Raw genomic sequence first — 19,827 nt, 5'->3', positions numbered from 1 at the left:
CCTGGCCCGTCGAGCTGAGGGACGGCGACGTCGTCCTCAGGCCGATAAAGATGCGCGACCAGCGGGTGTGGCGCGAGGTCAACCGGCGCAACCGGGACTGGCTGCGGCCCTGGGAGGCCACCATCCCGCCGCCCACGCCCAGCGGGCCGATCGCGCACCGGCCCACCTACCGCCAGATGGTGCGGCACCTGCGCTCCGAGGCGAACGCGGGCCGCATGCTGCCGTTCGTCATCGAGTACCAGGGGCGCCTCGTCGGGCAGTTGACGGTCGCCGGGATCACCTGGGGATCGATGTGCTCGGGGCACGTCGGCTACTGGGTGGACGAGTCCGTCGCGGGCCGCGGGGTCATGCCGGCCGCCGTCGCGCTCGTCGTGGACCACTGTTTCCGCACCGTCGGTCTGCACCGCATCGAGGTCTGCATTCGCCCCGAGAACAGGCCCAGCCGCCGGGTCGTGGAGAAACTCGGATTCCGCGAAGAGGGACTGCGTCCGCGTTATCTGCACATCGACGGGGCCTGGCGCGACCACCTCGTCTTCGCGCTCACCGCGGAAGAGGTCCCGGACGGACTGCTCGGGCGCTGGCACCGCACCCGTGCGCAGGCCACCCCGCCCGCCAAGCCGCAGAACACACGAGGCAATCCCGCGTAACCCCGGGAATTGAATAAATGTTCGAAATTGATCGGCGGATGACCGGCTGAGGGCGTGAAATTCGCGGCCTCGGCGGGCTGCTGATCGCATCGGTCACAAAAAAAGTTCGAAATATCAGCCAGATCGTGCGACACACCGGCTCAATTGGCGGATGGCCTCAAGCAAACCCCTCTACCGTGTGAGGCGTGAGCAGCAGCGGCCTCATCTACGCAGTCATCGTCGGGGCCTGGGCCGCCTACCTGGTGCCGATGTGGCTCCGTAGGCAGGACGAGCTGAACGAGGCCCGTCCGACGGAACGCTTCAGCACGGCCATCCGGTTGCTGTCCGGACGGGCGGGCATGGAGCGCCGGTACGCCAAGGACCTGCGCGCCCGCTCCACCGGCGAGGGGGAGCCCGGCGCGGACGACCCGGACGACGTCACCGAGTCGGTGGACGTCCGGGCCTTCGCCGTGCCCCCGACCCGTCCGCACACCCAGGCGGCGGCACCGGCCCAGGCACCGGCCCGCCCGGACCCGGCACGCCCCGAAGCCCCCCGGGAGCCCGACGCCCAGGCCCGCAAGCGCGTGCCGGCCCCCCGGAGGTCCCCCTCCGAGGAGGCGGCCGCAGCGCGGGCCCGGCGCCTGAAGGTCCTCGCGCGCCGCCGGCGCACCACCGTCATGCTCTTCCTGGCCTTCACCCTCGGCGCGATCGTCGCCGCCGTCGGCGGACTCGCCTTCCTCTGGGCGCCCGGCGTCCCCGCCGTCCTCCTCAGCGGGTACATCGCCTACCTGCGGTCCCAGGAGCGCCGCCGCTTCGCCTACCAGATGGACCGGCGCGGCGCCGAGGTCGCCGCACAGCGGCTGCGCGAACACGCCCGCCGGAACCGCCGCCGCGGACCCGGCGACGCCCCGTCCGGCGCCGCCGAGTCCGACGAAGGGGCCGGACCAGACACCGGCACCGACCTGTCCGCGCTCGCCGCCGACCGGCGGGCCCTCGTCGAGCAGACCGACCACGCCGAGTGGGTCGACCAGCAGCGCGAGCGCCAGCGGCGCCCCGGGCACGGCGACAGCTGGGACCCGGTGCCCGTCCCCCTGCCGACGTACGTGACCGCGCCCGTCGCCCCCCGCGCCACCTCCGACGTCGACCTCGGCGCACCGGACGCGTGGAGCTCGGCCCGCTCCAGCGCCGTCGGCCACGAGCACGAGGCCGCGTCCGCCGACGCCTCCGCCGCGGCCGAGGACGACCGCACCGACGGGGGCGAGCGCAGCGACGCCCGCCGGGCCGCGTCCGCCCGCCGGGCCCGCGAGCGGGGCCGCACACCGCTGTTCGACCAGTACGAGGACGGCGACCGGCCGCGCGCCGCCAACGAGTGACGGCGGCCCGGCACGGCCGCCCGGCCGCCCGGCAACGGATTTCCGAGCACGCCGATCGGGGTGCTAAAGTTTCACTCGTTGCAAGGGCCTGTGGCGCAGTCCGGTAGCGCACCTCGTTCGCATCGAGGGGGCCAGGGGTTCGAATCCCCTCAGGTCCACGCAGCCCAAAGCCCCGGTAGGGATCTCCCGACCGGGGCTTTGGCATGTCTCAGGGTCGGGAAAGAGGCGGCGGGCGCCGGGGTCTGACCCCCGATCACCCGCCACGGATGCGTGCCGGGGCTCACAGCGCCTTGGCGTAACACAGGCTCAGTTCGTGGAAGCGGTAGTAGCCGAACTTCTCGCACGGCTCGTAGCCGCTCGACGTGTAGAGGGCCACCGCCTCCGGCTGCTTCACGCCCGTCTCCAGCACCATCCGCCGGCGGCCCGCCGATCGGGCGTCCTCCTCCAGCGCCGCCAGGATGCGCCGCGCGATCCCGCGGCCGCGCACGTCCTCCACCACGTACATGCGCTTCAGCTCGGCGTCGCCGTCCCGGTTGCCCTCGCCGTTCTCGTCCTGCGTCCGCCAGCCGCCGGAGGCGACCGGCACGCCGAGCGCGTCGTACGCGATCAGGTACAGGCCCCGCGGGGGCGCGAAGTCGGCCACGGCGAGCGGCGTGGCGTCACCGTCGTCGCCGTAGCGGACGGCGTACTCGGCCTGGACCTGGTCGTTGAGCTTGACCGCGTCGGGGTGGTCGAAGGGAACCGGGCGAATATGCATGCTGAATACCGTATATCAATTCAAGATCGGGACATTCCAGAATCGGACAACGTCCAGTGTGCCGGTAAAGTACCTGGGTGCTGACTGTGACCTCTGTAAATGTGAACGGACTCCGGGCCGCCGCGAAGAAGGGCTTCGTGGAGTGGCTGGCCGGAACCGATGCCGACGTGGTGTGCCTCCAGGAGGTCCGGGCCGAGCCGCAGCAGCTCCCCGAGCCTGTCCGCGCCCCCGAGGGCTGGCACGTCCTGCACGCGCCCTCGGCCGCCAAGGGTCGCGCCGGGGTCTCCCTCTACACACGCCGCGAGCCCGACCGGGTACGGGTCGGCTTCGGGTCCAGCGAGTTCGACGCCAGCGGCCGCTACGCGGAGGTCGACCTGCCGGGTGTGACGATCGCCTCCCTCTACCTTCCCTCCGGCGAGGTCGGCACCGAGCGGCAGGACGAGAAGTACCGCTTCATGACCGAGTTCCTGGCCCACCTGAAAGACCTGCGCGAACGTGCCGCCGCCGACGGCCGCGAGGTCCTGGTCTGCGGCGACTGGAACATCGCCCACGACAAGGCCGACCTCAGGAACTGGCGGGGCAACGCGAAGAACTCCGGCTTCCTGCCCGAGGAACGCGCCTGGCTGACCCGCGTCCTCGACCCGTCCGAGGGCGGCTACGTCGACGTCGTCCGCGCCCTGCACCCGGACGTGGAGGGGCCGTACTCCTGGTGGTCGTACCGGGGGCGGGCGTTCGACAACGACACAGGATGGAGGATCGACCTCCAGGTCGCGACGCCGGGGCTCGCGGGCCGGGCGCTCAAGGGGTACGTGGAACGCGCCGCCACGCACGGCGAGCGCTGGTCGGACCACGCGCCGGTGACGGTCGTCTACACGACCTAGTCCTGTGGCTGGTCCCGCTCGCTCTGGTTGCGCAGCCGGCGGTCCAGGGCCAGGGAGAGTTCCGCCTCGACGACGCTGCGGGCCAGGGGGCGCAGGCGGGGGAGGTCGGATTCGCCGGCGTGGCGCAGGACCAGGTCGGCGAACAGGTCGGCCATGGCGTCGACGTGTTCGCGGATGCGGCGGCCGGCGGTGAGGACCTCGGCGAGGGGGATGCCCTCGCGGACGAGGGCCGAGGAGACGTCGAGCAGGCGGCGGCTGATGTGGACGATCTCGTCGCCGTCGGTGCCGAGGTAGCCGAGGTCGAGGGCGGCGGCGAGGTTCTCGGGGGTGACCTGGCCCTCGAAGCGGGCGGCGAGTTCCTCGGGGGTGAGGCGGACCGGCTCCTCCTCGGTGGGGGTGACGCCGAGCACGTCGGCGACATCGCGGCCGTGGTCGAGGGCTTCGGCGAGTTCGGCGATGCCGGTGAGGGTGTGGCCGCGTTCCAGGAGAGCCGCGATGGTGCGCAGGCGGGCCAGGTGGTGGTCGTCGTACCAGGCGATGCGGCCCTCGCGGCGGGGTGGCGGGATGAGCTTGCGCTCGCGGTAGAAGCGCAGGGTGCGCACTGTGATGCCGGCCAGCCGGGCCAGTTCCTCCATGCGGTACTCACGCTTCTCGGTCACTCGGGCACCTTAATTCGTACCGCGGGTAACTTTCCTCGGCCCGCCCCCTACCGGTCGGTACGGGGCTCCTCTACGCTCCCCACCATGCCAGTGTTCACTGGCGTGATTCCGGTGGAGCAGGGAGGCACACGCATGGCCGAACGCGAACATGTGCGCGTCGCGGTGATCGGGTCCGGGTTCGGCGGGCTGGGGGCGGCCGTACGGCTGCGGCGCGAGGGCGTCACGGACTTCGTCGTCCTGGAACGGGCGGGCAGCGTCGGCGGCACCTGGCGGGACAACAGCTATCCGGGCTGCGCCTGTGACGTGCCGTCCCATCTGTACTCCTTCTCGTTCGCGCCCAACCCGGACTGGCCGCGCACCTTCTCCGGCCAGGAGCACATCCGCGCCTATCTGGAGCACGTCACCGACACCTTCGGGCTGCGGCCGCACATCCGCTTCGACTCGGAGGTGAAGCGGATGACGTGGAACGGCGAGCGGCTGTGCTGGGACATCGAGACCAGCCGGGGGGAGCTCTCCGCCGACCTCGTCGTCTCCGCCACCGGGCCGCTGTCCGACCCGAAGATCCCCGAGATCCCGGGCCTGGAGTCCTTCCCCGGGCAGGTGTTCCACTCGGCGCGCTGGGACCACGACTACGACCTGCGCGGCAAGCGGGTCGCCATGGTCGGCACGGGCGCCTCCGCCATCCAGATTGTGCCGTCCATCCAGCCCCAGGTGGAGCGGCTCACGCTGTTCCAGCGCACCCCGCCGTGGGTCATGCCCCGGATGGACCGCGCGATCAGCGGGGCCGAGCGGTCGCTGCACCGGGCGCTGCCGTTCACCAGCCGGGTGCGCAGGGGCCTGCTGTGGGGCATCCGGGAGCTCCAGGTGCAGGCGTTCACCAAGCACCCGAACGAGCTGGGCTTCATCGAGGGCCTGGCCAAGCGGAACATGGCCCGTGCGATCAAGGACCCGGAGCTGCGGGCCAAGCTGACCCCCGACTACCGCATCGGCTGCAAGCGGATCCTGCTGAGCAGCGCGTACTACCCGGCCCTCGCCCGGCCCAACGTGGACGTGGTGGCCAGCGGGCTCAGCGAGATCCGGGGCTCGACGCTCGTCGCGGCCGACGGCAGCGAGGCCGAGGTCGACGCGATCGTGTTCGGCACCGGGTTCCATGTCACCGACATGCCCATCGCCGAGCGCGTGGTGGGTGCGGAGGGCAAGACCCTCGCCGAGGTGTGGAAGGGCGGGATGGAGGCGCTGCGCGGCGCGTCCGCCGCCGGGTTCCCGAACTGGATGACCATCATCGGGCCCAACACGGGCCTGGGGAACTCGTCGATGATCCTGATGATCGAGTCCCAGCTGAACTACATGGTGGACTTCGTGCGCCAGCTCGACGTGCTCGGCGGGCGGGTGGCCCTGGACGCCCGGCCGAGCGCCGTGCACGCCTGGAACCGGCGGGTGCAGCAGCGGATGACGCGGACCGTCTGGAACACGGGCGGCTGCACCAGCTGGTACCTGGACGCCAACGGCCGCAACACCACGGTGTGGCCGGGCACGACGGCGGAGTTCCGGCGGGCCACCCGCCGGGTGGACCTCGCGGAGTACGCCGTCGTCCGGTCCTCGGCGCCGGAGCGCGCGCACAGCGGCGAGAACGTGGAGGTGTCCGCGTGAGCCGCCTGACGAGCGTGGCCTCGGGGCCGTACGCGCCGCCCGCGCCCGTCCGTGAGCTGACGGTGGAGTCCGCCGACGGGGCCCGGCTGCACGTGGAGGTGCACGGACCGGAGGGCGCTCCGGCCGTCGTGCTCGCGCACGGCTGGACCTGTTCGACGGCCTTCTGGGCGGCGCAGATCCGCGAACTGGCCGTGGACCACCGGGTCGTGGCCTACGACCAGCGCGGTCACGGACGCAGCCCGGCAGGTGCCGTGTGCAGCACGGACGCCCTCGCCGACGACCTGGAAGCCGTCCTGAGGGCCACGCTGGCCCCCGGCGAGAAGGCCGTCGTGGCCGGGCACTCGATGGGCGGGATGACCGTGATGGCGGCGGCCGCCCGTCCGGCCTTCCGGGAGCACGTGGCCGCCGTCCTGCTGTGCAGCACGGGCGCGTCGCGGCTGGTCGCCGAGTCGACGGTGCTGCCGCTGCGGGCGGGCGGGCTGCGGACCCGGCTGACGGGGCGCCTCCTCGGGTCGCGGGCGCCGCTCGGGCCGGTCACGGCGGCCGCCCGGGCGATCCTCAAGTACGCGACGATGGGGCCGCGTTCGGCGCCCGAGATGGTCGAGGCGTGCGCGCGGATCGTGCACGCCTGCCCGCGGACCGTGCGGCACGCCTGGTCGCAGGTGCTGGCGCTGATCGATCTCGACCACGGCATAGGGGAGTTGACCGTCCCCACTGCGGTGGTCGTCGGCACGGCCGACCGGCTCACCCCGCCGGTGCACGCCCGCTCGCTGGCCGCCGCGCTGCCGAACTGCCTCGGCGTGACGGAGCTCGAGGGGCTCGGGCACATGACGCCCATCGAGGCACCCGAGCTGGTCACCGGGAAGATACGTGAACTCGTCACGACGTACACGCAGGTCAAGGAGGGTGCATGAGCAGGGTGAGCCTTGAGGGTCAGGTCGCCGTCGTCACCGGGGCGGCGCGCGGGGTCGGGGAGCTGCTCGCGCGCAAGCTGTCCGCGCGGGGCGCGTCGGTGGCGCTGGTGGGCCTGGAGCCGGATGTGCTCAAGCAGGTCTCGGAGCGGCTGCACGGCGACAGCGACCAGTGGCACGCCGACGTCACCGACCACGAGGCGATGACGCGGGTGGCGCGGGAGGTGAAGGAGCGGTTCGGGAAGGTCGACATCGTGGTCGCCAACGCCGGTGTGGCGACGGGCGGGCCGTTCGTCGAGTCCGACCCGGAGTCCTGGCGGCGGGTCATCGAGGTCAACCTGATCGGGTCGGCGGTGACCGGGCGGGCGTTCCTGCCGCTGCTGATGGAGAGCCGCGGCTACCTGCTGCAGATCGCCTCGCTCGCGGCCGTCACCCCGGCGCCGATGATGTCGGCGTACTGCGCGTCGAAGTCCGGTGTGGAGGCGTACGCGCACAGCCTGCGGGCCGAAGTCGGCTACAAGGGCGTGCGGGTGGGCGTCGGCTATCTGTCGTGGACGGACACCGACATGGTGCGCGGTGCCGATGAGAACGACGTGATGCGGGAGTTGAGGCAGCGGCTGGTGTGGCCGGCGAACAAGACCTACCCGCTGGGACCGGCGGTCGACCGGCTCGTGGCCGGGATCGAGCGGCGGTCCAGCCATGTGTACGGGCAGTGGTGGCTGCGCGGCATGCAGGGGGTGCGCGGGTATCTGCCGGCGCTCATCGGGACCGTGGGGCAGCGGGAGATGCGGCGCTTCGCGGACCGGCTGGACGGCATGCGGACGGGCCTGGTCGGGGCGGGCGGCGAGGCCGACGAACAGGCGAGGACTACACGCCGTGACTGATCGACATGCGCAGGGTTACGGCCCGTGTGAATCTGGTCGAGGCCCCAGCGAGGGGGCCGATCCGACCCACTACGGGAGTGAACCCACATGGGCATGAAGGACCAGTTCAAGGAGAAGTCCGAGCAGCTCCAGGAGCGTGCGCGCCAGCACGGGCAGCAGGAGCGCGGCCGTCCGCAGGAGCAGCCGGAGCGGGGCCGCCCGCAGCGGCCGCAGCGGGACGAGGAGTCCGACCGCACGCGTGAGCGTGAGGACGACGAGCGCTTCGACGTCGACTACGACCGGTAGTCGGTCGGTTCGTTGAAACGCGGGGTGCCCCCGGCTCTGGTGGGTGCCCCGCGTTCGCGTGGGCGGGTGCCGGCCGGCGCGCTGTCAGGGCGCCGGCCGCGGTGGCAGTCTCGGCCGGGACCGGTCCGGCACGTGGGAGTAGTCCGGCGGTGTGGCCGGCGGGTGCGACTTCAGGAGTTCCAGGGCGAGTTCGGCGGCGTCGGCGAGCTGAGCGTGGCGGCCCTCCGCCCAGTCCAGGGGGGTGCGCAGGACCTCGACGTCGGGGGAGACGCCCCTGTTCTCGACGGACCAGCCGTAGGCGTCGAACCAGGCGGCGTTCATCGGGACGGTGATCACCGTCCCGTCGCCTAGGCGGTGACGGCCCGTCATGCCGACGACACCGCCCCAGGTGCGCTGGCCGACGACCGGTCCGAGGCGCAGCAGCTTGAACGCGGCGGTGATCATGTCGCCGTCGGAGGAGGTCGCCTCGTCGGCGAGGGCGACGATGGGGCCGCGCGGCGCGTTGGAGGCGTACGACACCGGCTGGGCATTGCGGGTGAGGTCCCAGCCGAGGATCTTGCGGGTCAGTTTCTCCACCACGAGTTCGCTGATGTTGCCGCCCGCGTTGCCGCGCACGTCCACGAGGAGCGCGGGGCGGGACACCTCCATGCGCAGGTCGCGGTTGAACTGGGCCCAGCCCGAGCCGCCGAGGTCGGGGATGTGCAGATAGCCGCAGCGTCCGCCGCTCAGCTCCCGGACGACGGCCCGGCGTTTGGTGACCCAGTCCTGGTAGCGCAGGGGCCGTTCGTCGATGAGGGGGACGACGGCGACGCGGCGTGCGCGGCCGGCGACGCCCTCGGCCGGGACGAAGGTCAGCTCCACCGTGGTGCCGCCGGCCCCGGCCAGCAGCGGGTACGGGCCGGTGCGGGGGTCGACCGGCCGGCCGTCGACGTGGGTGAGGACCGCGCCCTCGCGGATGCCGGTGCCGGCCAGCGGGGAGCGGGCCTTGGAGTCGGAGGAGTCGCCGGGCAGGATGCGCCGGACCGTCCAGCCTTCGTCGCGGCGGACGAAGTTGGCGCCGAGCAGGCCCTGCCAGCGCTGGTAGTGCGGCGGGCCCTCGTTGCGGCGGGCGGCCGTGACGTAGGCGTGCGAGGTGCCGAGCTCGCCCAGGACCTCGCGGAGCAGGTCGGCGAACTCGTCGGGGGTGGAGACGCGTTCGACGAGCGGGCGGTACTGGTCGAGGATCGCGTCCCAGTCGATGCCGCACATGCCGGGGTCCCAGAAGTACGCCCGGGTCAGGCGGCCGGCCTCGGCGTACGCCTGCCGCCACTCGGCGGCCGGGTCCACCTCGTGCAGGATGCGGCGGGTGTCGATCCAGACCGTGCTGTCGCTGTCGCCGGACTCGCCGGCGGGGACGGCCCGCAGGTCACCCTCGTCGAGGACGACCAGCCGGGTGCCGTCGCCGCTGACCGCGAACGAGTCGAGGTGGCCGACCAGTTCGGTCTTCTTCGCCTTGCCGACGGAGAAGTGCTCCAGGGTGGGCCGGCCGGTCGTGTCGTCGGGGTTGGCGAAGGTCTCGCCGAGCGCGCCCGAGATCGGCCAGCGCAGCCACACCAGTCCGCCGCCGGCGACGGGGCGCAGCGCCGAGTACTTGGAGGCGGTCACCGGGAACGGCGTGACCCGGCTCTCCAGCCCTTCGGTCTCCACGGTCGTCGTGCCCGGGTCGCCGCCCTCCTCGTCGCTCAGCGGGTCCAGGCCCCCGGCGGCGGGCCGGCCCTCCGGGGTCAGGGCGAACGGGGAGGGGGTGGCCGAGGACAGCGGGACGAGGTAGGGGCGGCAGCCCAGCGGGAAGGACAGGTCGCCGGTGTGCACGTCGTAGACCGGGTCGAAGCCCCGCCAGGACAGGAACGCCAGATAGCGGCCGTCCCGGGTGAAGACCGGGTTCTCGTCCTCGAAGCGGCCGTCGGTGACGTCGACGATCAGCCGGTCCTTCATCCGGGCCAGTTTGATCTGGCGCAGGGTGCGGCCGATGCCGGGGTGGGACCAGGTCAGCCAGCCGCCGTCGGGGGAGAACGCGAGATCGCGCACGGGGCCGTTGACGGACCGGATCAGCTCGGTGACCTCGCCTCCCCCAGACTTCGTCCGGGAGGTGCCCCCAGAGTCCTCGGTCGCGTCGAGCAGCAGCAGCCGGCCGTCGTGAGCGGCGATCGCGAGTCGTTCGCCCTTGGGGTCGGCGACCGTCTCCAGGACCCGGCCCAGCGCGCCCGAGGCCAGCCGGCGCGGCTCGCGGTCGCCGGTGGCGCGCGGGAGGTAGGCGATCTCCACGGCGTCCTCGCCGTCCGCGTCGGTGACATAGGCGACCTGGCCGACGGGGCCCAGCATCTCGGGGAGGCGGACCCGTACGCCGGGGGTGTCGGTGATGGTGCGGGCGGGGCCGTCGCGGTGGGTCAGCCAGTACAGGCTGCCGCGGACGACGACGGCGCTGGCGCGGCCGGTCTCGTCCACGGAGACGCCTTCGATGTGCTGGGCGGCCGGCACCTGGTACCGGCGGCGTCCGGTCACCGGGCCGGACAGCCGTACGTCGAGCCGGCGGGGTTCGGAGTCGGCCGAGAGGTCGTCCACGATCCACAGGTCGCCCGCGCACTGGTACACCACCCGGGTGCCGTCGCTGGCGGCGTGCCGGGCGTAGAAGGCGTCGTGGTCGGTGTGCCGGCGCAGGCCGGAGCCGTCGTGGGCGCAGGAGTAGAGGTTGCCGATGCCCTCGTGGTCGGAGAGGAAGGCGATGCGGTCGCCGACGAACATGGGGGAGTGCAGATGCCCGTCGAGACCGGCGAGCAGGCGGGTGCAGTGCAGCCACAGGCGGCCCGTGGCGCCGCCCCGGTAGCGCTTCCAGTACGCCGGTTCGTGCGGCGGGGTGCCGGTCAGCAGCAGGGTGCGGCGCTCGCCGTCGATGTCGGCGACCTGGATGTCGGAGCAGGGGCCCCAGGGGAGCTTGCGGCCGGGGTCGCCGTCGGGGCGCACCTGGTGGGCGAACGTGTAGTGGGAGAAGGGCTCGCCGTGGGAGCCGACGGCGAGGATCACCCCGTCGGGGTCCCAGCCGCACACCTGGGTGTCGCTGGAGCCCCAGTAGGTGAGCCGGGTGGCGATGCCGCCGTCGACGGGCACGAGATGGATCTCGGGGACGAGGGTGCGCCAGCTCGTGTACGCGATGTGCCGGCCGTCGGGGGAGAAGCGGGGGTGGCCGGTCTTGGCGCGGTCGACGGTGAGCCGCCAGGCGCGGCCCGGGGCGTCGAGGGGGGCCAGCCACAGGTCGTCCTCGGCCACGAAGCACAGCAGGTCGCCGCTCAGATGCGGTAGGCGCAGGTAGCTCACCTCCCCATGCTTCGCCCGGGGGCCGACAGGGGCAAGTCGTGACATACCGTCCGTTCGGATGGGTGCCGGGCCCGTGCGGCCGGGAGGCGGCGCGCGTGACCCAGGACACGAACGAAACCGTTTCGTTTCGTTAGGGGGTGCGCTATCGTCTTAGGTGTACGAAACCGTATCGTTCGGAGGAGGAGGGTGGCAGCGATGACCGAGGCGTCCACGACACGGCGTTCACGCATCACCCCCGAGCGCGAGGCCGAGATGTACGCGGCCGTGCTCGACCTGCTCCGGGAGGTCGGCTACGACGCCCTCACCATGGACGCCGTGGCGGCCCGCACCCGGTCCAGCAAGGCGACGCTCTACCGCCAGTGGGGCGGCAAGCCGGAGCTGGTGGTCAAGGCGATCCGGCACACCAAGCCGGCCGGCGCCACCGCCATCGACACCGGGTCCCTGCGGGGCGACCTGCACACCCTCACGTCCCAGGAGGACGACTGCACCATGCAGCAGAACGCCGCGCTCATGCGCGGTCTGTTCATGGCGGTGCACAGCAACCCCGACCTCCTGCGGGCATTCAAGGAACTCCTCATCGAACCCGAGATGGAGGAGTTCCGGCGGATCCTGCGACGGGCCGTCGACCGCGGCGAGGTCCGCGCCGACCGCCCGGCGCTCGACTACGTCGTGCACATGCTCGTCGGCGCGTTCGCCACACGGTCGCTGATCGACGACAGGCCGCCGACGAAGGCCTTCCTCACCTCCTACATCGACGCCGTCGTCCTCCCCGCCCTCGGCGTCCCCGTCACCTGACGAGTTCCCCTCTCGCAAGCCCTTTCCTGACGTAACCGCTCACGTCGTCGGGCTGATCACCCCTGCCCAGAACCAACCCACGACCTGACCGGGAGACGCCCTCGTGGCCACGTTCCTGTACAAACTCGGCCGGCTCGCCTTCAGGCGACGCCACTTCGTCGCCCTCATCTGGGTCGCGCTGCTCGCCCTCGCGGGTGTCGGCGCGGCCAGCGCCCCGAGCGCCGGCAGCACGTCCTTCTCCATCCCCGGCACCGAGGCCCAGAAGGCCTTCGACCTGCTGGACGAACGTTTCCCCGGGATGAGCGCCGACGGCGCCACCGCCCGGGTCGTCTTCAAGGCGCCGAACGGCCAGAAGATGACGGACGCCGGGAACGAGGCGACCGTGAAGGACGCCGTCCGGGAGCTGTCCGACGGCTCCGAGGTGGCATCCGTCGCCGACCCGTACACCGCGCACGCCGTCAGCAAGGACGGCACGATCGCGTACGCGTCGGTGAAGTACAAGGTGTCCGGCATGGAGCTGGAGGACACCTCGCGCGAGGCCCTGAAGGACGCCGCGCAGGACGCCCGCGACGCGGGACTGACCGTCGAGGTCGGCGGTGACGCCCTCCAGACGACCCCCGAGACCGGTGCCACCGAGGTCATCGGCATCGCGATCGCCGCGGTCGTCCTCGTCATCACCTTCGGCTCGCTCGTCGCGGCCGGACTCCCGCTGCTGACCGCCCTGATCGGCGTCGGCATCGGCATCTCCACCATCGCCGCCCTGGCCAGCGCACTGGAGCTCGGCTCCACCACCTCGACCCTGGCGACGATGATCGGCCTCGCCGTCGGCATCGACTACGCCCTGTTCATCGTCTCCCGCTACCGGGCCGAGCTCGCCGAGGGCCGCGACCGCGAGGAAGCGGCCGGACGGGCCGTGGGCACCGCCGGCTCCGCGGTGGTCTTCGCCGGCCTGACCGTCGTCATCGCCCTGGTGGGCCTGTCGGTCGTCAACATCCCCATGCTCAGCAAGATGGGCATCGCCGCCGCCGGCACCGTCGTGATCGCGGTCCTGATCGCCCTGACGATGATCCCCGCGCTGCTCGGCTACGCCGGCCGCAAGGTCCGCCCCGCCGGCGCCAAGAGCCGCTGGATGGGCGGCCGGCGCGCCGAGCGCAAGGCCGCGTCCGGCACCGCGAAGCCCAACATGGGCACCCGCTGGGCCAGCTTCGTGGTCCGCCGCCCCGTCGCCGTGCTGCTGCTCGGCGTGCTCGGGCTCGGCGCGGCCGCCGTCCCCGCGACCTCCCTGGAACTCGGCCTCGGCGACGACGGTTCCCAGCCCACCTCCACCACCCAGCGCCGCGCCTACGACCTGCTCTCCGACGGTTTCGGGCCGGGCTTCAACGGACCGCTGATGGTCGTCGTCGACGCCCGCGGCACCGACGACCCGAAGGCCGTCTTCAGCGACGTCGGCGACGAGATCGAGCGGCTGGACAACGTGGCCACCGTGACGCCGGCCGCGCCCAACAAGGCCGGCGACACCGCCACCATCACCGTCATCCCGAACGCCAAGCCGTCGTCGGTCACCACCGAGAACCTCGTGCACTCCATCCGCGACGAGGGCGCCCGCATCCAGGCCGACAGCGACGCGACCGTGCTGGTCACCGGCTCGACCGCGATGAACATCGACGTCTCGCAGAAGCTGAACGACGCCCTGCTGCCGTACCTCGCGCTGGTCGTCGGCCTGGCCTTCCTGCTGCTGATCGTGGTGTTCCGCTCGGTCCTCGTCCCGCTCAAGGCGGCCCTCGGGTTCCTGCTGAGCGTTCTCGCGGCCCTCGGCGCGGTCGTCGCGGTCTTCCAGTGGGGCTGGTTCGCCGGCCTGCTGGGCGTCGAGGAGACCGGACCGGTCATGTCGATGATGCCGATCTTCATGGTCGGCGTGGTCTTCGGCCTCGCCATGGACTACGAGGTGTTCCTCGTGACCCGGATGCGCGAGGCGTACGTCCACGGCGAGAAGCCCAGCCAGGCGGTCGTCACCGGCTTCCGGCACGGCGCCCGGGTCGTCACCGCGGCCGCGGTGATCATGATGGCGGTGTTCGCCGGCTTCATCGGCTCCAGCGAGTCCATGGTCAAGATGATCGGCTTCGGCCTGGCGATCGCGGTGTTCTTCGACGCCTTCGTGGTCCGCATGGCCATCGTCCCGGCGGTCCTCGCCCTGCTCGGCAAGCGGGCCTGGTGGCTGCCGAAGTGGCTGGACCGCGCCCTGCCCAACGTGGACGTGGAGGGCGAGGGCCTGCGCACCCCCGAGGACGGCAGGGACGCCGACCCGGACGCGGACCGCGCGCCGGCCCTCGTGTGACCCGCGGCCACTGATCAGGACCGGCCGGTGAGGGCTCCGTGGGGACGGGGCGCCCTCACCGGCCTCCGCCATGCCGGTCCGGCCCGCGAAACGGGCTCGCGTGGCTCGTACACGCACCGCTAGCGTGCCGTGCATGACGACGACCGACAGCACGGGCTCCGGAGCCCACCCCCGGTTCGCCGAGGCCCTTCAGGAACTCGGCCTCGGCGAACTGCTGCCCCGCGTCCGCCGCTTCCCGGACGCCGCCCGCACCGCCGCCGAGGCCGCCGCCGCGATCGGCTGCGAGCTCCGCGAGATCTGCAAGTCCCTGATCTTCGCCGCCGACGGCGTCCCCGTCCTGGTGCTCATGGACGGCGCCTCCCGCGTCGACCTCGAACGGGTGCGGGAGGAACTCGGCGCCGCGAAGGTCACCCGCGCCAAGGCCGACGTCGTCCGCGAGACCACCGGGTACGCCATCGGGGGCGTGCCGCCCTTCGGGCACCGCACCCGCACCCGCGTCCTCGCCGACCGTTCGCTGCTGGAGCACGACGTGGTGTGGGCCGCCGCCGGGAACCCGCACGCCGTCTTCCCGATCGAGCCGAAGGCCCTCGTCGCGCACGCCGGCGCCGCCCTCGTGGACGTGCGCGAGCAGTGACCCCCCTGGTCGCCGCGGCCGTCCTGACCGCCGCCGTCACCCACGCCGGCTGGAACGCCATCGCGCACCGCATCACCGACAAGCTGGTCGGGTTCACCCTCATCGCGGGCGGCGGCGCGCTCATCGGGACCGCCCTGCTGCCCTTCGGGACGTTCCCGGCCGCGGGCGCCTGGCCGTACCTCCTCGCCTCGGCGCTCGTCCACGTCCTGTACTACGCGCTGCTCATGACGTCGTTCCGGCTCGGTGACTTCGGGCAGGCGTACCCCATCGCCCGTGGCACCGCGCCGCTCGTGGTCGCCGTCCTCGCCGCCGTCTTCGCCCACGAGGTGCCGGACGGCTGGGCGGCCGCCGGTATCGCCCTGTCCTGCGCGGGACTGACCGGGGTCGCCCTGTGGGGGCTGCGCGGCCGCCGGCCCGACTGGGCCGCGATCGGCGCCGCCCTCGCCACCGGGCTGACCATCGCCGCCTACACCCTGCTCGACGGCCTCGGCGTCCGCGCCTCCGGGTCGTCCCTCGGCTACATCGCCTGGCTGATGCTGCTCCAAGGGCTCGTGATCCCGGCGTTCACGCTGGTGCGCCGGCGCGGATCGGCCGGGGCCGCGCTGCTGCCCTACGCGGGGCTGGGACTGCTCGGCGCGGCCCTGTCCGTCGCCGCCTACGCCCTGGTCCTGTGGGCGCAGACCCGGGCCGAGCTGGCGCCGGTCGCGGCGCTGCGCGAGTCCTCCGTCATCGTCGGCGCCGCCATCGGCGCCGTCCTCTTCAAGGAGCGCTTCGGGGCGCCGCGTATCGCGGCCGCGTTCCTGCTGGTCGCCGGGATCGGGCTGATGCTGCACGCGGGATGACCCGGCGGGTCCCTCAGGCCCGTCCCGTGATGCCCGACAGGTCACGGACCGTCATGCTGTTGCGGTCGCCGACCGTGCGGCCCAGCGAGTGGTGGGGCCACAGGCCCGCGGCCACGCGCCGGCTGCGCTCGCTCCACTGACGCGCCGCCAGGTCGCCCGCCTTGTAGTGGTTCAGGGCGTAGCCGCCCGAGTGGACGCGGAGCAGGGTGAAGCCGCCCGGGTACTCCTTGGCCGCCGCGACCTCCTGCTGGGTGACATGCGGGGCCCGCGCCAGCACCGTGCGCTTGTTGCGGTGCGTGTGGCCCGCGTGGTGCAGGAAGACGCCGGGCGCGTCCGCGTAGGCGTCGAGCACGGCACCTGCCTGCCGGCGGTCCAGGCAGTGCCCGCGGGTCACCGGGAACACCGAGTCCCGCACGGTCAGCGGATGGTGCCCGAACACCAGCGTCGGCTGGTCCGGCTGCTCCCTCAACCGATCCCGGAGCCAGGCCAGTTGCTCGGGCCCGAGGCCGCCCGCGCCGGCGCCGTCGCCGGCCTCGACGTAGGTGTCGAGGCCGACGACGCGCAGCCCGCCGAGGTCGTGGGTGAAGTACCCGGGGCCGTCGCCGTCCACGAACGCGGCGGCGAAGGTGTTCTCCGCCGACCGGTCGTGGTTGCCGCCGACGACGAAGTAGTCCTGCCCGTGCCTGCCGAACCCGTCGAGGATCCGCCGGGCCTCGGCGAGGTCGCGCGCCGCCCCGCAGGCCGAGATGTCGCCCCCGGCGAGCAGCACGTCCGCCCCGCGCCGCCGGGCCTCCTCGACCAGCGCCCGGCCCATGAGCTCCGGGTACGGCTCCCCACCCGCCCGCTGCGGCACCCCGCGCGGCAGGGGCAGCCCGCCGACCAGCCCGGCGGTGGTCTCGCCGAGATGCAGGTCGTTGCAGAGCGCGATGGACAGCAGATGCCGGCCGGGCGGGGGCCGCGGGGTCGTGAAGGAGTACGGCCCGCTGCGGGTGCCCAGCCCGAACGCCGAGGTGCCGACCGCGTTGCCCCGCACCAGCTGCAGCGGGGTGGGAATAGCGGCGACACCGCGTGAGCGAGCCCGGTAGTAGTACGTCTGCCCCGGCTCCAGACCGGTCAGCTCGACCTGGTGGTGGGCGGTGGGCCGGTCCCCGGACGCGACCCGGTTAAGCCGGGACGGGTGGGTGCCGTAGACGACCTCGCCCTCGGTGACGGCGGGCACGGGGCGGCCCGCGCCGTCGTCGGTGCCGGGGACACCGGTGAACCAGGTGACGACCGCGCGGTCCTCGGTCAGCGTGACCAGTTCCAGGTGGACGGCCGCCAGGTCGTCGGGGTGCGGTGCGCGGGACCACCGGGTGGCCGTCGCCGCCGACCGCAGCAGGGCGGGGGTCAGCCGCGCCCCGGAGCGCAGCACCTCACGGGGGCCCGGGAGAGCCGACAGGAGGGCGGGGAGATGGGCGGAGAGGCAGCAGCGCAGATCCTCGAGGCGGCCTTGCGCGGGGAACGGGACGAGAGGCGCCGGCGGCGGGGCCAGGTCCGGGGCGCGACCCTCCCGCGGAAGCAGGGCGGGAACGCCTGCGGCGGCCCCTGTGCCGGTTGTCACCTGATCCCGAGTTGCCGGATCGACCCCGGGTAAACGCGGGTCGGCCGGGTCGAACGCGGCGTCCGGAACCGGCCTTTCGACCCTCCGGGACCGGCCCCCACCGCCCGCCCGCCGCACTACGATCGTCCCGGCGGACGGTTCACCGAGGGGGCGGACAGTGACGGCGCTGAGCGAGGGGTCGGACGCGGGGGTCGGCGACCGGGAACCCCTGCATCCCGACCGGATCAAGCACCTGGAGTTCATCCAGGCCACCATCACGCGGCTGGGGACCAACTCCTTCCTGGTGAAGGGCTGGGCCCTGACTCTGGCCGCCGGTCTGCTCGCCCTGTCCGCGAGCCGGCTGAGCTGGCACCTCGCGGCCGTCGGTGTGGTGCCGCTGCTGTGCTTCTGGTACCTCGACTGCTTCTTCCTGCGCCAGGAACGGGCCTACCGCCGGCTCTACGACGACGTCCGCCGCCCCGGCAGCACCGTCGAGCCGCTGTCGATGAACGTGGCGTCCCATCTGAGCGCCATGCCCTGGCGGGAGGTCTGGTTCACCCCGACCCTCCTGCTGTTCTACACACCCCTGCTGCTGGCCGATCTCGCGCTGCTCGCCCTCGCCGCCTGAGCCGGGTGCCCTTCTGGCGGGCCCGTCCGTGAAGGAGCACCCTGGAAGCAGGTCTTCCGGAGGTGGTCGTCATGATGCACACCGCAGTGGGATGGCACGTCGAGATGGAGTTCATGGAGGACGACCAGCACACGCGGGCGGTCGCCATGGTGCGGCTGCCCGACGGCACCGAGGTACGGGCCCACGGGCACGCCAGCCGGCACCACACCGATTCCTACCAGCCCCGCGTCGGCGAGGAGATCGCCGGAGCCCGCGCGCTGAACGAGCTGGCGATGCAGATGCTCGGCAAAGCGCACACCGAGATCGACGCCGCGTCCGGCCGCACCTCGCACCCGATCAACGTCTAGGGCGTGTCGAAAGTAGCGTCGTCCGCCCGAAGGGCGTCGCGGACCGGACGGGACTTTCGAAACACGCCCTAGGCGGCCGACGACGCCCGGACCGCCCGGATCAGCGCCTGCGCCCTCGGGTCCGCCGTCACCGTCCTGCGGAAGCCGTTCGTCACATAGCCGAAGGCGATCCGCGCCTCCGGGTCGGCGAAGCCGAGGGCGCCGCCGCGTCCGGGGTGCCCGAAGGAGCCGGGGCCGAGCAGCGGGGACGCGGTGCCGTGCAGCATGTACCCCAGTCCGAAGCGGGTGTTGACGACCAGGACGCGGTCCGGGCCCGACGACTCCTCGGCGCGGGCCAGCTCCACCGTCGCCGGGTCTAGGAGCCGCACCCCGTCGACCTCGCCGATCAGGGCCGCGTAGAAACGGGCCAGCCCGTCGGCCGTCGCGACACCGTTCGTCGCCGGGAGCGCGGCGGCCCGGTACACCGGGTCGTTCTGGTCGGGGAACGGGCTGATCGCGGCGAACGCGCGGCGCGTGAGCGAGTCCGGGTCCTCGTAGGCCGCGGTGACCGACCGCTTCGGCCGGGCCCGCAGCGCGCCCGCCGGCTCCGGCCCGTCCACCCGCCCGGTACGGCCGGCCCGGCCGGCCGCCTCCTCCGGCAGCCCCAGCCACAGGTCGAGCCCCAGCGGGCCCGCCACCTCCTCGGCGAGCCAGGCGCCGACCCAGCGGCCCGTGACCCGCCGCACCAGCCCTTCCAGCAGCCAGCCGTAGGTCAGCGCGTGGTAGCCGTGGTCGGTCCCGGGCTCCCAGACGGGCGCCTGCGCGGCCACGGCCGCCGGGCCGCGCTCGGGGTCCAGGGCCTCCTCGGGGGTGAGCGGCACGTCCAGGACCGGCAGCCCGGCGCGATGGCCGAGCACGTGCCGGACCAGCAGCCGCTCCTTGCCGTGCGCCTTGAACTCCGGCCAGTAGGCCGCCACCGGCGCGTCCAGGTCCAGTTCCCCGCGCTGGTGCAGCAGCAGGGCTACGGCGGCGGCGACGCCCTTGGTGGCCGAGCGCACGACCTGCGCGGTGTCGCGCTGCCAGGGCTCGGTGCCGTCGACGTCCCGGGTGCCGGCCCACAGGTCGACGACCCGGTGCCCGTCGCGGTACACGGCGACGGCGGCGCCGCGCTCGCCGAGCCCGGTGAAGTTCCGTGCGAACGCTTCCCTGACCGGCTCGAAGCCCTCGGCGACTGTGCCGTTCACGTCCACGTTCGTGCTCCCTCGACCGACCACCCGGCGCCCCCGTGGCGCCTGCGGTGTCCCATCCAAC

Annotated in this window: 18 protein-coding genes and 1 tRNA gene; 14 read left to right on the top strand and 5 right to left on the bottom strand. The window is 73.1% G+C overall.

The features are described 5' to 3' along the window. The first annotated feature begins 50 nt into the window (after window positions 1–50). The 3 genes from ACFRAC_RS12770 to ACFRAC_RS12760 all read left to right on the top strand — a co-directional run bounded on the left by ACFRAC_RS12770 (window position 51) and on the right by ACFRAC_RS12760 (window position 2,157). Window positions 51–647: a GNAT family N-acetyltransferase gene (locus ACFRAC_RS12770; RefSeq protein ID WP_382923906.1), complete on the top strand. Its 597-nt coding sequence runs from the start codon at window positions 51–53 to the stop codon at window positions 645–647. 185 nt (window positions 648–832) lie between these two features. Then, window positions 833–1,999 (top strand): gephyrin-like molybdotransferase receptor GlpR, encoded by a 1,167-nt coding sequence (gene glpR / locus ACFRAC_RS12765; RefSeq protein ID WP_382923905.1) that lies wholly within the window; start codon window positions 833–835, stop codon window positions 1,997–1,999. An 84-nt stretch (window positions 2,000–2,083) separates the two neighbouring features. Continuing rightward, window positions 2,084–2,157, top strand: a tRNA-Ala gene (locus tag ACFRAC_RS12760). Window positions 2,158–2,279: 122 nt separating this feature from the next. Here the strand turns inward: ACFRAC_RS12760 and ACFRAC_RS12755 are convergent. Then, entirely contained in the window at window positions 2,280–2,756 is a 477-nt protein-coding gene (locus ACFRAC_RS12755; protein WP_382923904.1) for a GNAT family N-acetyltransferase, read from the bottom strand. 77 nt (window positions 2,757–2,833) lie between these two features. Between ACFRAC_RS12755 and ACFRAC_RS12750 the strand changes: the two genes are divergently transcribed. Next, complete coding sequence (locus ACFRAC_RS12750; protein WP_382923903.1) at window positions 2,834–3,637, top strand: exodeoxyribonuclease III; 804 nt, start codon at window positions 2,834–2,836, stop codon at window positions 3,635–3,637. Here the strand turns inward: ACFRAC_RS12750 and ACFRAC_RS12745 are convergent. Next, entirely contained in the window at window positions 3,634–4,296 is a 663-nt protein-coding gene (locus tag ACFRAC_RS12745; protein WP_382923902.1) for a MerR family transcriptional regulator, read from the bottom strand. The genes ACFRAC_RS12750 and ACFRAC_RS12745 overlap by 4 nt on opposite strands. 132 nt (window positions 4,297–4,428) lie before the next feature. Between ACFRAC_RS12745 and ACFRAC_RS12740 the strand changes: the two genes are divergently transcribed. The 4 genes from ACFRAC_RS12740 (at window position 4,429) to ACFRAC_RS12725 (ending at window position 8,026) form a co-directional block, all read left to right on the top strand. After that, window positions 4,429–5,946: a flavin-containing monooxygenase gene (locus tag ACFRAC_RS12740; RefSeq protein ID WP_382923901.1), complete on the top strand. Its 1,518-nt coding sequence runs from the start codon at window positions 4,429–4,431 to the stop codon at window positions 5,944–5,946. Beyond that, complete coding sequence (locus ACFRAC_RS12735) at window positions 5,943–6,860, top strand: alpha/beta fold hydrolase (protein ID WP_382923900.1); 918 nt, start codon at window positions 5,943–5,945, stop codon at window positions 6,858–6,860. The genes ACFRAC_RS12740 and ACFRAC_RS12735 overlap by 4 nt, the downstream gene beginning before the upstream one ends. Further along, complete coding sequence (locus ACFRAC_RS12730; protein ID WP_382923899.1) at window positions 6,857–7,741, top strand: SDR family oxidoreductase; 885 nt, start codon at window positions 6,857–6,859, stop codon at window positions 7,739–7,741. Before ACFRAC_RS12735 ends, ACFRAC_RS12730 begins: the two co-directional genes overlap by 4 nt. Before the next feature lie 93 nt (window positions 7,742–7,834). Next, the gene (locus tag ACFRAC_RS12725; RefSeq protein WP_382923898.1) at window positions 7,835–8,026 is read left to right on the top strand and encodes a hypothetical protein; all 192 of its coding nucleotides are present in this window, start codon (window positions 7,835–7,837) and stop codon (window positions 8,024–8,026) included. Between the two features lie 84 nt (window positions 8,027–8,110). Here the strand turns inward: ACFRAC_RS12725 and ACFRAC_RS12720 are convergent, their stop codons facing one another. Beyond that, a complete protein-coding gene (locus ACFRAC_RS12720; RefSeq protein WP_382923897.1) occupies window positions 8,111–11,377 on the bottom strand; it encodes a S41 family peptidase in 3,267 nt (1,088 codons plus the stop codon). Between the two features lie 195 nt (window positions 11,378–11,572). On the opposite strand from ACFRAC_RS12720, the gene ACFRAC_RS12715 reads away from it, so the two are divergent. The 4 genes from ACFRAC_RS12715 (at window position 11,573) to ACFRAC_RS12700 (ending at window position 15,983) form a co-directional block, all read left to right on the top strand. Continuing rightward, window positions 11,573–12,172 (top strand): TetR/AcrR family transcriptional regulator, encoded by a 600-nt coding sequence (locus tag ACFRAC_RS12715; RefSeq protein ID WP_382923981.1) that lies wholly within the window; start codon window positions 11,573–11,575, stop codon window positions 12,170–12,172. A gap of 103 nt (window positions 12,173–12,275) precedes the next feature. Beyond that, entirely contained in the window at window positions 12,276–14,507 is a 2,232-nt protein-coding gene (locus ACFRAC_RS12710; RefSeq protein WP_382923896.1) for an MMPL family transporter, read from the top strand. A 133-nt stretch (window positions 14,508–14,640) separates the two neighbouring features. Beyond that, a complete protein-coding gene (locus tag ACFRAC_RS12705; RefSeq protein ID WP_382923895.1) occupies window positions 14,641–15,141 on the top strand; it encodes a YbaK/EbsC family protein in 501 nt (166 codons plus the stop codon). Further along, window positions 15,138–15,983 (top strand): EamA family transporter, encoded by an 846-nt coding sequence (locus tag ACFRAC_RS12700; protein ID WP_382923894.1) that lies wholly within the window; start codon window positions 15,138–15,140, stop codon window positions 15,981–15,983. The genes ACFRAC_RS12705 and ACFRAC_RS12700 overlap by 4 nt, the downstream gene beginning before the upstream one ends. Window positions 15,984–15,996: 13 nt before the next feature. Here ACFRAC_RS12700 and ACFRAC_RS12695 read toward each other — a convergent pair whose 3' ends face one another. Next, on the bottom strand, window positions 15,997–17,457 hold the full coding sequence (locus ACFRAC_RS12695) for a metallophosphoesterase (RefSeq protein WP_382923980.1): 1,461 nt from the start codon (window positions 17,455–17,457) through the stop codon (window positions 15,997–15,999). Between the two features lie 283 nt (window positions 17,458–17,740). Here ACFRAC_RS12695 and ACFRAC_RS12690 point away from each other — a divergent pair, with 283 nt between their 5' ends. Beyond that, entirely contained in the window at window positions 17,741–18,190 is a 450-nt protein-coding gene (locus ACFRAC_RS12690) for a hypothetical protein (protein WP_382923893.1), read from the top strand. Between the two features lie 71 nt (window positions 18,191–18,261). Beyond that, the gene (locus tag ACFRAC_RS12685) at window positions 18,262–18,537 is read left to right on the top strand and encodes a DUF1876 domain-containing protein (RefSeq protein WP_382923892.1); all 276 of its coding nucleotides are present in this window, start codon (window positions 18,262–18,264) and stop codon (window positions 18,535–18,537) included. A gap of 68 nt (window positions 18,538–18,605) precedes the next feature. On the opposite strand, the gene ACFRAC_RS12680 is transcribed toward ACFRAC_RS12685, so the two are convergent. After that, on the bottom strand, window positions 18,606–19,766 hold the full coding sequence (locus ACFRAC_RS12680) for a serine hydrolase domain-containing protein (protein WP_382923891.1): 1,161 nt from the start codon (window positions 19,764–19,766) through the stop codon (window positions 18,606–18,608). Window positions 19,767–19,827 lie beyond the last annotated feature (61 nt).

It is taken from the genome of Streptomyces sp. NPDC056628, from assembly GCF_042792555.1.
GTDB lineage: Bacteria > Actinomycetota > Actinomycetes > Streptomycetales > Streptomycetaceae > Streptomyces.
Note: the sequence above shows the minus strand (reverse complement) of the source record. Positions and strands in the feature narration are given on the sequence as shown.

Coding starts and splice junctions, on each gene's coding strand:
- ACFRAC_RS12770 (WP_382923906.1), top strand. CDS start 51: ATGCGCGACCAGCGGGTGTGGCGCGAGGTCAACCGGCGCAACCGGGAC.
- ACFRAC_RS12755 (WP_382923904.1), bottom strand. CDS start 2,756: ATGCATATTCGCCCGGTTCCCTTCGACCACCCCGACGCGGTCAAGCTC.
- ACFRAC_RS12740 (WP_382923901.1), top strand. CDS start 4,429: ATGGCCGAACGCGAACATGTGCGCGTCGCGGTGATCGGGTCCGGGTTC.
- ACFRAC_RS12730 (WP_382923899.1), top strand. CDS start 6,857: ATGAGCAGGGTGAGCCTTGAGGGTCAGGTCGCCGTCGTCACCGGGGCG.
- ACFRAC_RS12725 (WP_382923898.1), top strand. CDS start 7,835: ATGAAGGACCAGTTCAAGGAGAAGTCCGAGCAGCTCCAGGAGCGTGCG.
- ACFRAC_RS12715 (WP_382923981.1), top strand. CDS start 11,573: ATGACCGAGGCGTCCACGACACGGCGTTCACGCATCACCCCCGAGCGC.
- ACFRAC_RS12705 (WP_382923895.1), top strand. CDS start 14,641: ATGACGACGACCGACAGCACGGGCTCCGGAGCCCACCCCCGGTTCGCC.
- ACFRAC_RS12685 (WP_382923892.1), top strand. CDS start 18,262: ATGATGCACACCGCAGTGGGATGGCACGTCGAGATGGAGTTCATGGAG.